Source organism: uncultured Thiodictyon sp., assembly GCA_903837595.1.
In the GTDB taxonomy this organism is placed as follows: Bacteria; Pseudomonadota; Gammaproteobacteria; order Chromatiales; family Chromatiaceae; genus Thiodictyon.
Map to the genome: position 1 here is coordinate 1 of CAILVI010000133.1, position 12,417 is coordinate 12,417.

Annotated in this window: 11 protein-coding genes and 1 tRNA gene; 4 read left to right on the top strand and 8 right to left on the bottom strand. The window is 62.9% G+C overall.

All coding sequences use genetic code 11. The features are described from left to right. Positions 1 to 463: 463 nt before the first annotated feature. The 4 genes from QZY44_RS07005 to QZY44_RS07020 form a co-directional block, all read right to left on the bottom strand. Positions 464 to 539, bottom strand: a tRNA-Thr gene (locus tag QZY44_RS07005). 91 nt (positions 540 to 630) lie between these two features. Next, the gene (locus tag QZY44_RS07010; RefSeq protein WP_295444179.1) at positions 631 to 2,082 is read right to left on the bottom strand and encodes a hypothetical protein; all 1,452 of its coding nucleotides are present in this window, start codon (positions 2,080 to 2,082) and stop codon (positions 631 to 633) included. After that, positions 2,072 to 2,242, bottom strand: a complete 171-nt coding sequence (locus QZY44_RS07015; RefSeq protein WP_295444182.1) for a symporter small accessory protein — start codon at positions 2,240 to 2,242, stop codon at positions 2,072 to 2,074. Before QZY44_RS07015 ends, QZY44_RS07010 begins: the two co-directional genes overlap by 11 nt. Before the next feature lie 81 nt (positions 2,243 to 2,323). Continuing rightward, a complete protein-coding gene (locus QZY44_RS07020; protein ID WP_295444185.1) occupies positions 2,324 to 4,162 on the bottom strand; it encodes a sodium:solute symporter family protein in 1,839 nt (612 codons plus the stop codon). Positions 4,163 to 4,319: 157 nt separating this feature from the next. Between QZY44_RS07020 and QZY44_RS07025 the strand changes: the two genes are divergently transcribed. Further along, positions 4,320 to 4,679 (top strand): acyl-CoA thioesterase, encoded by a 360-nt coding sequence (locus tag QZY44_RS07025; RefSeq protein ID WP_295444187.1) that lies wholly within the window; start codon positions 4,320 to 4,322, stop codon positions 4,677 to 4,679. Between the two features lie 168 nt (positions 4,680 to 4,847). Here QZY44_RS07025 and QZY44_RS07030 read toward each other — a convergent pair whose 3' ends face one another. Together QZY44_RS07030 and paaI are read right to left on the bottom strand one after the other, a co-directional pair. Then, entirely contained in the window at positions 4,848 to 6,686 is a 1,839-nt protein-coding gene (locus QZY44_RS07030; protein WP_295444190.1) for a sodium:solute symporter family protein, read from the bottom strand. A gap of 212 nt (positions 6,687 to 6,898) precedes the next feature. Then, positions 6,899 to 7,261, bottom strand: coding sequence for a hydroxyphenylacetyl-CoA thioesterase PaaI (gene paaI / locus QZY44_RS07035; protein WP_295444193.1), 363 nt, complete (start codon positions 7,259 to 7,261; stop codon positions 6,899 to 6,901). A 152-nt stretch (positions 7,262 to 7,413) separates the two neighbouring features. On the opposite strand from paaI, the gene QZY44_RS07040 reads away from it, so the two are divergent. The 3 genes from QZY44_RS07040 (at position 7,414) to QZY44_RS07050 (ending at position 9,504) form a co-directional block, all read left to right on the top strand. Further along, positions 7,414 to 7,683 (top strand): JAB domain-containing protein, encoded by a 270-nt coding sequence (locus tag QZY44_RS07040; RefSeq protein ID WP_295444196.1) that lies wholly within the window; start codon positions 7,414 to 7,416, stop codon positions 7,681 to 7,683. A gap of 302 nt (positions 7,684 to 7,985) precedes the next feature. Beyond that, the gene (locus tag QZY44_RS07045) at positions 7,986 to 8,822 is read left to right on the top strand and encodes a serine hydrolase (protein WP_295444198.1); all 837 of its coding nucleotides are present in this window, start codon (positions 7,986 to 7,988) and stop codon (positions 8,820 to 8,822) included. Between the two features lie 67 nt (positions 8,823 to 8,889). Next, positions 8,890 to 9,504 carry a hemolysin III family protein gene (locus QZY44_RS07050; RefSeq protein WP_295444201.1) on the top strand — a complete coding sequence of 205 codons (615 nt, stop codon included), beginning with the start codon at positions 8,890 to 8,892 and terminating at the stop codon, positions 9,502 to 9,504. Between the two features lie 112 nt (positions 9,505 to 9,616). Here QZY44_RS07050 and QZY44_RS07055 read toward each other — a convergent pair whose 3' ends face one another. Both QZY44_RS07055 and QZY44_RS07060 read right to left on the bottom strand, forming a co-directional pair. Next, positions 9,617 to 10,189, bottom strand: coding sequence for an N-acetylmuramidase family protein (locus QZY44_RS07055; RefSeq protein ID WP_295444204.1), 573 nt, complete (start codon positions 10,187 to 10,189; stop codon positions 9,617 to 9,619). 330 nt (positions 10,190 to 10,519) lie between these two features. Further along, positions 10,520 to 12,262, bottom strand: a complete 1,743-nt coding sequence (locus QZY44_RS07060) for a BamA/TamA family outer membrane protein (RefSeq protein ID WP_295444207.1) — start codon at positions 12,260 to 12,262, stop codon at positions 10,520 to 10,522. Positions 12,263 to 12,417 lie beyond the last annotated feature (155 nt).

Below are 12,417 nucleotides of genomic sequence, written 5' to 3' on the forward strand. Positions count from 1 at the left end.
CCAGTCAAGCCCGGCCGGTGCCGATCCTGCAACCGTGACCACCTGGTGAAGGTCCCAGGGCACCGGGCACCTTGCCCAGTCGAGGCCCTGCCGGCGCCGATCCTGCAACCGTGACCACCTGGTGAAGGTCCCAGGGCACCGGGCACCTTGCCCAGTCGAGGCCCTGCCGGCGCCGATCCCGCAACCGTGGCCACCTGGTGAAGGTCCCAGGGCACCGGGCACCCTGCCCAGTCGAGGCCCCGCGGGTGCCGATCCTGCAACCGTGGCCACCTGGTGAAGATCCCAGGGCACCGGGCACCTTGCCCAGTCGAGGCCCGGCCGGTGCCGTTCTGCGGGTTACTGACTCCCGACTTAGAAGCGACCCGAGGAACGGCAAACGGTGCCGACTTTGCGTCGCGTGGTTGCTCATTGGTTGCTCAAAAGAAAACGGCCTAGACCATGAGAGTCTAAGCCGTTGTTTTCTTGGAGCCGGCGAGAGGAGTCGAACCCCCGACCCGCTGATTACAAATCAGCCGCTCTACCAACTGAGCTACACCGGCGAAAGGGACCAGCGCCTGCGGTGGCGCTGATCGGGAACAGAGTGTACAGGGATCGACCCGCCTTGCGAAAGGGGGGGCGGGTCGATTCTCGTCAGAACGCCAGCACCACCTCCGCCCGCATGAAGTAGGAACCATCCCGGCGATTGACGGCATAGAAGTCGCCCGGGGCCAGGTATTCGGCGACCAAGTGCCCGGAGACGTACTTGTTGAACTTGGTCTTGACCCAGCCGGTGAAGAGGTGGCCGCGGAAGTTCCCGTTGTGGCTGATGTTGAAGGCTTGGCTGGTGTTGCGCACGCTCTGCTGGTCGGCCCACATGGCATGGTAGTCGACCAGGACCTCGGTGGTCGGATGGACCTTGGCGATCCAACCCAGGTTGGCACGAATCAGATTGGTGGCCTGACCGACCCGGCTATCCAGCGGCCACTGGTAGATCATCAGTTCGCTCCACTGGGGCCAGCGCCCCCAGAGGGGATCGAAGGCCTCGTTGTTCTTGGTACTCGGGTTATCGCCGGAGAGGTACTCAAAGTCCAGGTGCAGGCGGTTGGTCAGCTTGTCGTTGAAGGCGTAGGTCAGACGGCCGTTGAAGCCAAAGGCGGAGATGTTCTGACTGGGGACGTTGAAATTGACCCGATTCGTACCCCATTCGCCCGCCGCCTCAGCCCGCAGATTCCAGTGGGGCGTAAACTTGGAATCGATGCGGGTACCCACGGCATAGACACGTCCATCGTCCGGGGTGGAGGCGAAGGGGTAGCCGTTGTTGACGCGTATATTTCCAGTGGTGTAATTCGGCCGGTTGCCCTTGTAGATGGCATAGAGGTCGAGATCCGTATCCTTCATCAGGGACTTGTTGCGGGCATAGAGGATGGCGCCCTGCTCGAACTGCTCGGTCTGATCCTCAATGGCGCCGTTCAATGGCTTGGGGAAGCGGTCCGTGTTGGGGGCATTGTTGATGTAGATCAGGTCGAAAGTGGTCTTGATGGCGTCGAACACATAGGTGGCGCGGGCGGCGTCCATGTAGATGGTGCGCGAGCCGTCGATCGGGGTGCCGTCCAGCACCAGCCAGCCGTTACCCAGAATGATGTCCTGGCGACCGGCCTTGAGCGACAGGTTGGTGTCGGCGATCTTCTTGAAGTCCAGACTCAGGCCATCGAACAGAACACCGCCGTCGTACCAGGTCTGAAAGCCGGGTATCAGCGGCCACGCGCTTTTTGGGGGCAGGGTGTAATGACGACCCTCCCACATCAGGCGGGTATTCAGGGCAAAGTGCTCGCTCGGCGCCCACTGAGCCCAGCCGCGCAGACGGTAGCGCTGAAAGACGCGGTTCGCGGTGGGGCTCTCCAGACCCGTGTTGGCACCCGTGGCCGTCAGGGTATTCTGGGAGAGTCCGATGTTGCCGATGTACTCCTCGCGCAGGCGCGTATCCGCACCGAGGGTGAATTTGCCGAACGTTTGATCGGCCGCGGCGGGCAGGGTCGTCAGGGCGCAGAGTGCGGCCCCAGCGAGTACACGGGCGACGGCGGCCCGCCTGATGTTAGAGTTCATCTTCCACCTTCTTCTCTTCAATGGCCCAGGCGCGATCCTCGCGGGTCACCTCGTCGACCGCGGCATTACGCCGCACCACGCCATAGATCACGCTGATCGCGGTGACCGCGATGCAGCCCAGAAAGGCGGCCAGGACCATGGGGTCTGGAATGCCGAGCATGATTCTCTCCAATGGATTCGGATGGATTGACTGCGCGCAACGCACCGCCGGCGCGGTGCGGGCGGCGTGTGCATTCAGGGTCTAGCGACCGCTGGTTTCGGGAAAGCACAGCTCCAGGTGCCGAGCGTCAACCGCTTTGGTAACGGCGCTGACCAGGATCAGCGTCAAGAACGCCAGCGGCAGGGCCACCACCACCGGGTCGACCATCGGCCAATTGGGAAAGCCGGCCAGGATACTGGTCTTGCCTCCGGTGACCTGCTGCACCAGACCGATGGCCGCGGCCTCCTTGGACTTGACCAGCAACAGCCAGAAGAGCGAAACGCCCAGGCCGACGAACATGGAGGCCAAGGCGCCGACCCGGGTCACCCGCCGCGAATAGAGCCCGCCGACAAAGGCAGGCAGGAAGGTCGCAGCACAGAGCCCGAAGAAGATCGCCGTAAAACGGGCGATCACATACTCCTCGCGCACGTTGTAGCTGATGGTGACGGACATCAGGAGCCCAAGCATGATGGCGATACGCATCACCAGCACGCTCGGCTCGGTGCCGTGCCGGCCGGTGATGCGCTCATAGAGGTCGCGCCCGGCGGCGGTCCCGATGGTATGGAACTGGCTCGACAGGGTACTCATGGCCGCCGCCAGCAGGCAGAGGAAGAAGACCAGCCCGAACCAGCGGGGCAAGGCGGTGGTGATGAAGGCCGGGATGATCTGGTCGACATCGCCCTTGGCATAGACCACCGAGGGCGCGCGGCCGCTGACCAGATTCAGGGGCTTGTCGGTAGAATCCAGCGCCGTCTCGTGGCCGGAGAGCACCATTGGCGCCAGCGTCGGCTGATTGGTCTTGGCGTTGATCACCGGCGCCCAGTGGCCGGGTCTGACCTCTTTCATCAAACCCACCAGGGCATAGCCCTTGGCGGCGTCGATCTCTTTGACCAGCTGCCCCTTGAGCAACGGCCCATGCTGGGCGAACCAGGCGTTGGACAGGCTGCCGACCACGAAGGGGGTGCCGGTCATCAGCATGATGAAGAGAGCCCCGATCGGCACCGCCCGATCCAACTCACGACGGCTGCGCACGGTCATGAAGCGCACCACCAACTGCGGCTGGGCCAGGACGCCGATACCGACACCCAGGATGATGGCGGTGATCACGGTCCACCACAGGTCGTAGGTCGGCGCGCCCCAACCGAACGTGGGCATGACCGTCCAGCCCTGATGGCCCATGGCCTGCAGCGGCGCCGGGACCAGGTCCGCCATGCCGGTCAGGTATTGATGCGCCTCGCTCACCCCGCCGAGACTGTCGTAGGTGAACCAGAGCAAGAAGATCATGGCGACGATCATCACGATCCCCTGGAAGGTATCGGTATACATCACCGCCTTGAGCCCGCCGGGGATCACATAGGCCGCGGTCAGCAGGGCGAAGACCAGGAGCGCCATCTCAAAATCCACGCCAAACTCGCTGGCGGCAAAGACCGCACCGCCGGTCATCACCGCCGCCGCGTAGAGCGGCATGAAGATGAAGATCAGGAGCCCGGCGAAGACCTGGATCCCCTTGCTCTGGTAGCGTGCCCCGAGCAGTTCCGGGAAGGTGTGGGCGCCCAAGTGGTGGCCCAGGCGCCGGGTCGGCTCCCCCAACACGGTGAAGGCGAGCAGGATACCCACGCCGATATTGAGAAAGGTGAGCCACAGCAGACTCATGCCGAAGAGCCCGGCGACCCCGCCGAAGCCGACGATGGCCGCGGTGGAGATGAAGGTGGCCCCGTAGGAGATGGCCATGATCACCGGGTGGGCGCTACGCCCGCCGACCAAAAAGTCCGCCGCCGTGCGCGTGCCCCGGTAACCCAGCCAGCCCAGATAGCCAGTGGTCAGCAGATAGCCGACAATGACGACGATATCGACCCACCCCACCGAGGGATTAGTGGTCATGCAAGCCCCCTGTTGCGTTTTTGTACCCAAATGTCGCGTTCGCCCGACAGGGGCGACGGGGCGGGAGAATACCCCAACGCCGGTTGCTTTTCCCGCGACAAAACGCAATTAAATGCATGTTGTTAAGCGTTTCAAGACACCGCAGGGGAAATATTTCGTGGAAAGCTACAAAGTGGTGCGACCCGAGCACTTGAATCACTTCGGGTATCTGTTCGGCGGCTTCACGCTCATGTGGGTCGACGAGATCTCCTGGATCGCCGCCAGCCGGGACTATCCCGGGTGCAGTTTCGTGACCGTGTCGATGGACAAGGTGGAGTTCCGCCGCGGCGTGCATCAGGGCACCGTGCTGCGTTTCGTCGCGCGGGAGAGTAGCCAGGGGAACACCTCGGTGGAGTATGAGGTTCAGGTCTTCGCCGACGACTTGGAGACCGGCGCCGAGGAGGCCATCTTCCAGACCCACATCCGTTTTGTGTGTCTGGATGCGGCGGGGAAGAAGACGCCGCTGCCGCGGGGGTAGAAAATCAGGCGCCGTTTTGCCACGGAAAGACAAGGAAACATTCTTCTTTTTCCTTGCTTTCTTTGCTTTCCGTGTGCTTCCGTGGCAAGAGATCCCCGCAACCTAACATCGACGGCCGGGAGTATGACCAAGGCCGGTCGCCCTTCAGGAGAGCCTATGCCGGAGGGCCTAGCGCCCGCTGGTCTCGGGAAAGCACAGCCCCAGGTGCCGCGCGTCCACCGGTTTGGTGAAGGCACTCACGAGCAGCAGGGTGAGGATCGCCAGCGGCAGGGCGACGATGATCGGGTCCACCATCGGCCAGTTGGGATAGCCCGCGAGCACGCTCGTCTTGCCGCCGGTGAGCCATTGCACCAGGCCGATGGCGCTGGCCTCCTTGCTCTTGATCAGCAACAGCCAGAAGAGCGAGACACCCAGGCCGACCGCCATTGAGGCAAGCGCTCCGGCACGGGTCGCCCGCCGCCAGAAGAGCCCGCCGATATACGCGGGCAGGAAGGTCGCCGCGCACAGCCCGAAGAAGATGGCGGTGAAGCGGGCGATGACATACTCCTCGCGCACGTTGTAACTGATGGTCACGGACATCAGCAGGCCGATCATGATCGCGACACGCATCACCAATACGCTCGGCTCCCGCCCCGACTTGCCGGTGAGGCGCTCGTAGAGGTCGCGTCCAACGGCGGTACCGATGGTGTGGAACTGGCTCGAGAGCGTACTCATGGCCGCCGCCAGCAGGCAGAGGAAGAAGACCAGTCCGAACCAGCGGGGCACGGCGGCATTGATGAAGGTCGGAATGATCTGGTCCGGGTCCCCCTTGGCATAGACCACGGAGGGCGAGCGGCCACTGACGAGCGCCAGTGGCTGACCGGCCGTATCCAGCCCCGCCTCGCGGCCGGTGAGGACCATCGGCGCTACCGTCGGCTGATTGGTCTTCGGGTTGATGACCGGTGCCCAGCGCCCGGGGCTGGCCTCTTTCATGAGGCCCACCAGTGCATGGCCTTTCGCGGTGTCGAGTTCCTTGACCACCTGGCCCTTGAGCAGCGGCCCATGCTGGGCGAACCAGGCGTTGGACAGACTACCCACCAGATAGGGCGTGCCAACCATCAGCAGGATGAAGACGGCACCGATGGGCACGGCACGGTCCAGTTCCCGGCGACTGCGCACGGTCATGAAGCGCACCACCAGCTGGGGCTGCGCCAGCACCCCGATGCCCACCCCCAGGATGATGGCCGTGACCACCGTCCACCACAGGTCATAGCCGGACGCCCCCCAGCCGAAGGCCGGCATGGCCGTCCAGCCCTGATGCCCGATAGCCTGCAGCGACGGCGGGACCAGGTCGGCCATGTCAGTCAGATAACGATGCGCCGGCTCGACCCCGCCCAGGCTCGAGTAGGTGAACCACAGCAGGTAGACCATGGCCACGATCATCACCAGGCCCTGGAAGGTGTCGGTGTACATCACCGCCTTGAGCCCCCCGGGGATCACATAGGCCGCGGTGATCAGGGCAAAAACCAGCAGCGCCACCTCGAAGTCCACCCCGAACTGGGTGACGACAAAGACGGTGCCGCCGGTCATCACCGCCGCCGAGTAGAGCGGCATGAAAAGTGCGATCAGCGCCCCGGCAAACACCTGGACCCCCTTGCTCTGGTAACGGGCACCGAGCAGTTCGGGGAAGGTGTGGGTCCCCAGGTGGTGCCCCAGACGCCGGGTCGGCTCGCCCAAGACCGTGAACGCCAGCAAGATGCCGAACAGGATGTTGACGAAGGTGAGCCACATCAGGCTCATGCCGAACATGCCGGCGACCCCGCCGAAACCGACGATGGCCGCGGTCGAGATAAAGGTCGCCCCGTACGAGACCGCCATGACGACCGGATGGGCACTGCGCCCCCCGACCAGAAAATCGGCCGCCGTGCGCGTGCCGCGGTAGCCGAGCCACCCGAGGTAGCCGGTGGTCAGCAGATAGCCGAGGATGACGACGATATCGACCCAACCCACCGTGGGATTGCTGGTCATGGGAACCCCCCTGTTGCGTTTGCACATACATTACCGCGTGCGCCCGACGTGGACGAACGGGCGCGAGAATACCCTAAGGTTCGTTGCTTTTCCTTGCAACAAACGCAATGAAATGTATGTCTAAATTCCTTGGGGGAGAAAACGCGGCTGCCGCGGGGGCTAGCTGTACGGGGGGCGTGCAAGCGCCGCCCCTTTCGGTGAAGAGCGGCGAATCAGGTCTTGCGGTAGACCGTGCCGGTGAAGAGTCCGACCAACTCGCCCTGGCAGGACACCTCTACCTGGTAGACCCCGGTGCGCCGGGTCAGACTGACCTCGCGCGCGACCGCCTCCACGGTATCGCCGACGCGGGTCGGCCTGAAATACTCCATGTGTGCGCTCAACGACACGGCCAGGGTCCCGTGTGAGTTGGAGGCCAGCGCAAAGGCCGAGTCGGCCAAGGTAAACAGGAATCCACCGTGGGCGGAACCCCAGTTGTTCAGGTGCTCGGGGCGCAGTTGCACCCGCATCCGCGCCTCCCCCGGAGCGGTGGTCTCACCCTCGAAACCGAGCGAGATCATGAAAGGGTCCAGGTGCATAGCGGGTCTCCGGGGGGCGGTCAGGGTTGGGGCAGAGCGGCGGCGGTCTCGGGAATGCCGGCTCAAGGTGACCCTATTGTCCGCGAACGGACACGCCGACGCACCTGGAGAAACTGCTCGCCCGGGGCGCGGCCGCCCTGAGCGATCAGGAGTTGCTGAGTGTGCGGGTCATCTCCATCGGGCTCATCGACCGCAGCCCGATCCCTCCGCGGGAGGTCTTTGCCGATGCGGTGGCGGAGCGCGCCTCCGGGCTCATCCTTGCCCACAACCACCCGGAGGGCGGCTTGCAGCCCTCAGCAGCGGATCTGGCGGCGACACGGCAATTGTGGACGGCGGGGGTGGTGCTCGGGATCGAACTCCTGGACCACATCATCTTCAACCGCAGCGGCTATTTCGACTTCCTGGAAGCGGGCATCGAGTAAGATGCCGGGCCTTGCCGGCCAGCTCGGTTTGGCCGGCAAGGCCAGCGCCACCAATCAATGCGCTTCGGGAATTCCCCCCTTAACGCCAGCCGCAACCCGGGCTACCATGTAAACTGGTCGCGGTGCTGCCCGTGCCAGACTCAACCCTGAGGTCCGCTCGGCGACCTTCCCTCTCATTCAAGGACCTCCCAGTGAGATCGACTCTTCGCACCCCACTGTTTTTTTTGGCAATTGCACTGGTTGTGCCGCGGGCGGCCCAGGTCGAGGCGCAATTCACCGCGCAAGCGCCAACGGCGCCTCCCGTGACGACCACTGTGGCCATGGCGACGCCGGTGCCGGAACCCCGCCCCCTGATACCCGAAATCGTGCTGCCGCGCCTAGGGCTGAGCTCCGCCTCGATCCTGGTGATCGACGAAGCCGGGCACCCGATCTATGCCAAGCGCACGCGCGACCAGCGGCCGATCGCCTCCATCACCAAGCTGATGACGGCCATGGTGGTGTTGGACGCCGCGGTGTCCCTGGATGAACCGGTGACGATCCTGGAGGAGGACCGCGATCAAATGCGCCATAGCCGTTCGCGGCTGCGCATCGACCGGGCCGCCACCCTACAACGCCGGCAGGTGCTGGCCGTCGCCCTGATGTCGTCGGATAACCGTGCCGCCTCGGCCCTGGGACGCACGACCTTCCCCGGCGGTAAACCCGCCTTCGTGGATGCCATGAACCGCAAGGCGGCGGCGTTGGGGATGACCGAATCCCGCTTCGCCGACCCCACGGGTCTGGACGGGAACAACATATCCACCGCCGAAGACCTGGTGAAAATGGCGCGGGCGGCCTCCAGTTATGCGCTGATCCGCGAGATCACCACCACGGGGGAGATGGAGGTCCAGCCCTATGGAGACGGGGGTACCCTACATTACCGCAACACCAACCCGCTGGTGAGAAACCCGGACTGGCACCTAGAACTGAGCAAGACCGGTTTCGTCAACGAGGCGGGGCACTGTCTGGTGATGCGGGCGGTGATCGGCGGGCGCCTGCTCTCGATCGTGCTGCTGGACTCACCGGGTAAGCGCAGCCCGGTGGGTGACTCGACCCGACTGCGCAAGTGGCTGGAATCACAGAGATCAGGGTTGTCTGGCTGAGACTCGCAGCCCGTTTGTGACCGGCCTATCCCATCCACCGACCCAGTGCTAGGGAGTCGAACCCAGGATGTACCCAGGCGAGCGCTTCAACAGTATCACCCACTTGGTCGGGGCCGTCCTGGCCCTGATCGGGGTCACCGTGATGGTGACCCTGGCCGGTGTCGCCGGCGAGACCACGCGGATCATCAGCTTCACTGTCTACGGGGTGACGCTATTCCTGCTGTACCTCTCATCCACCCTCTACCACAGCCTGCGCGGCCGGGCGAAGGCGATCTTCCAGGTCTTCGACCACCACGCGATCTATCTGCTGATCGCCGGCACCTACACCCCATTCACCCTTGTCGCCCTCAAGGGTGAAATCGGCTGGTGGCTGTTCGGTGCGGTCTGGGGCTTGGCCCTCTTGGGCATGGTGATTGACACCCTGCGCGGTAAGGGCGGGCGCGGGCTTTCGGTTGCCATCTATCTTTTAATGGGCTGGCTCATCGTCTTTGCCCTACGCGACATCATTGCCGCCCTACCAGCGGCCGGCTTCGGGTGGCTGCTGGCGGGCGGACTGTTCTACACCATCGGGGTGATTTTCTACGCGCTCGACGGCCGCTGGCCCTGGTGCCACGGCGTCTGGCACCTGTTCGTGCTGGCCGGCAGCGTCAGTCACTATCTTGCGATACTGCTTTACCTGTGACAGCAGATCGGCCGGGGCCCGTGCACAGCATGTACTGACGCTGCCAGCCGTCAGTGAAATGCCCAAGAGGCCACTTAACGCTTGAAGAACAGGCGTTTAGCCATGGTGATCGCTACTGTTGCTTTGCGTGCTTCTTGTAGGCATCTGCCATTTTTTTGTCGTAATTGTTTTTCCAATACTCAGGGCCGTTATAGCCTTTTGCGAAGTCGGCCCACTTATGAGTCCGCAGCGCTTTATCCAGCCCCACATGTTTCACATACTCGATAAACGCGGTCAGTTGCAAACCCTCATCGGTTTGCATTGCCGTAAAAAAACCATCCACTGACGTGTATCCACAGAGGGAAAAATTAAACCCCATTATCTGGAATTTGCCATAGCTTGCGGACATCCGCGCGGCAGTCTTGTTAAGGGCTTCTGCTTTCTCCAGACGGGAATATTCTTTTACCCCGCCAAGGTAAAACTTAGTGGTCCAGGAGCGATAGCAAATATCGGGATGAGAGGTCTGGTACTTGCCCTTCGTGTATTTGTAGAAAATATGCCCCTCAAAAAGAATCTTTGCTCTTCCGTCTTCCAAAAACCCGCTACCTGAACTTTCTACCTCCGCTACGGCTTTGATTGCAGCGACATCGCAGTTAATCAAGTGCGCCGCAGCTTCAAAATCGTGTTCTTCAAGCAGTTTACTCATGGCTTTCCTCGGCTTGGTTAACATTGATGCACGCTCGCGCCGCGACTTTAAAGGTAAGGCTGGCGATCAGGACGATCAAGGCCTCGGCCGCCCGCGCCCCTTGTGTCTGACTGAGGCTAGTACATGCCCCACAGCTAGTCAAGGTAGAGCGAAAAATCTGTTTCCGCTGGGGCCACTGTATTGGGACAACTTTAAGCATTAGGCGCTCGCCCCGTGCGGCCGCTGGATAATGCCCTGTTGCGAGCAGTCTAGCGCGGCCCGGCGGGATCAGCGCCTGGCCGGGCAACGCCCCACGGAGGTCAGTGTTATAGGGCTGCCATCAAAGCGACCTCACAAATCTGGCCCGATGATGAAGTGCAGCCGGGCCGGCGGCAGCCCCCAGGTGCTTGGACCTTGGCCCGTGGTCAGGGCAAAGGCCAGGTCCAGGCGGATCTGACCGATGGGGGAGCGCCAGCGCACGCCCAACCCCACACTCTGGTTGAAAACCTCTTGATAGGCCGGATCGAAGGCGTTGCCGAAATCGGTAAAGACGGCACCACTCCAGTTGCCCTTGATCTTGCGCTCCAATTCCAGGCTGCCCACGGCGAGGTAGCGCCCGCCGATGGTCTGGTCGTTGAGCGGACTGTTGGGGCCCAGTGCGTCGTAACCCCAACCGCGAATCGAGCTGTCGCCGCCGGCATAGAAGCGGCGGCTGGCCGGCAGGTCGTTCACGTTGGCGGCCCAAGTGGCGCCCAGGTCGGCGCGAGTAAGGAATCGATAGTTTGGTGATAGGCTCGTGATCCACTTGAAGTCGACGCGTCCCGTCAAATAGGATGTCGGTGAGATCACCCCCGCCAGGGACCCCAGCACGGCGACTTTGATCCGGTACCCCTTGGTGGTGTAAACCGGATCGTCGGACACTGTCTTGGCCCAGGAAACGTTAGGGACCAGCTCATTGACCGCGGGTTGTACCACGCCGTTGATCTCATAGTTCTCGTAGCGGTAGTCGATCCCCAGATCGCGCCGCCAGCCGCCCGGTGTCACGATGGATTGACCAAAATGGATCGACGCAATCGAGCCCTTTTGGGTGCTGTTATCGTAATGGGAGATGTCCGGATTGATCCGAAAATAGTCGCGGCGGGGATCGCCAATGGGTAGACGATAGTCAAAGTTGAACCGTGACAGCCCCGGGGACAGGCTCAGGAAGGTACGGAAATTATCCCCCATGGGGGTCAGATAGCGGCGTTGCCAGTCCAGGCTGAGGCGTGGGCCGATATCGGTCGCGAAGCCCCCGCCCACCCGAAATTTATTGGCCTTGTTGCGGCTCGCGAACACCTCAATGGGCACCACCTGGCTCTGGCCCGTGGGGTCCTTATGGGGCAGGATTTCCACCCGACTGTAATACTCGGTGCCGAGCAGGCGCGATTGCAGGCTCACCAGCCGGTCCGGATTGTAGACGTCACCCGGTTTGAAGCGCACGAAGCGCCGCAGCAGGCCCTCGTTCAGCAGGTTCTGGGTGAAACTGACCGGACCGAAGAAATAAAGCGGCCCGGTCTCGAGCACGAAGTTGACCACCGCGCTGGCGTGCACGGGATCGACCAGGACCTGATGTTCCACCAGTCGGTAGTCCAGGTAGCCATGGGAGGAGGCGGCGTAGCGCAGATCGGACTTGGCCTGCTCGTAGCGGCTGTCCAGCAGTACATCCCCCACCTTTAGGGGGAACTCCTTAGGAAAGGCCGGGTTTTCGGCCCCGGGGCCGCTCACCCGATAATTGACCGCGGTGATTTTCACCGGCTGACCGGGATCGACCCCATAGGTGGCGACCCAGGCCCCGCGCTGCTCGGTGGGCGCCGTCAGACTGTCCTTGACGGCGACACGATAGAGTCCGAAGGGGGTCAATGCCGTGCGGATCTGCTCGGGGGTGAGCCGATGCAGCACCTGCATCCGCGCCCCGGTCAGGGTGGGATCGTTGCGCTCCTGATAGATGGCCAGCAGGGCCAGTACGTTGGCCTTTTGCTCGCCTTCCAACCCCTTAACCTCAACCTCGAGCTTGAGGGCCGTCGCCGGCGGCGTCAATAGCAGACCGATCAGCAACAGCGGCCACCAGCGCCGGTGTTGATCAAGTCGGCACGCACCAGAGCGCAAGCGGGACGCCGCGGTCCCCGGCCCTGGGTCGCTTCCGATCCCACAGTGTTTCGCCATCGGTCTCATCAGCGCACGCTACTGTTTCGCGTCTAAACGTCCTATCG

What these genes read in the sequence shown, in the direction of transcription:
- QZY44_RS07010 (WP_295444179.1), bottom strand. Translation starts at nt 2,082, where the DNA reads ATGAACTCTAACATCAGGCGGGCCGCCGTCGCCCGTGTACTCGCTGGG.
- QZY44_RS07015 (WP_295444182.1), bottom strand. Translation starts at nt 2,242, where the DNA reads ATGCTCGGCATTCCAGACCCCATGGTCCTGGCCGCCTTTCTGGGCTGC.
- QZY44_RS07020 (WP_295444185.1), bottom strand. Translation starts at nt 4,162, where the DNA reads ATGACCACTAATCCCTCGGTGGGGTGGGTCGATATCGTCGTCATTGTC.
- QZY44_RS07030 (WP_295444190.1), bottom strand. Translation starts at nt 6,686, where the DNA reads ATGACCAGCAATCCCACGGTGGGTTGGGTCGATATCGTCGTCATCCTC.
- paaI (WP_295444193.1), bottom strand. Translation starts at nt 7,261, where the DNA reads ATGCACCTGGACCCTTTCATGATCTCGCTCGGTTTCGAGGGTGAGACC.
- QZY44_RS07050 (WP_295444201.1), top strand. Translation starts at nt 8,890, where the DNA reads ATGTACCCAGGCGAGCGCTTCAACAGTATCACCCACTTGGTCGGGGCC.
- QZY44_RS07055 (WP_295444204.1), bottom strand. Translation starts at nt 10,189, where the DNA reads ATGAGTAAACTGCTTGAAGAACACGATTTTGAAGCTGCGGCGCACTTG.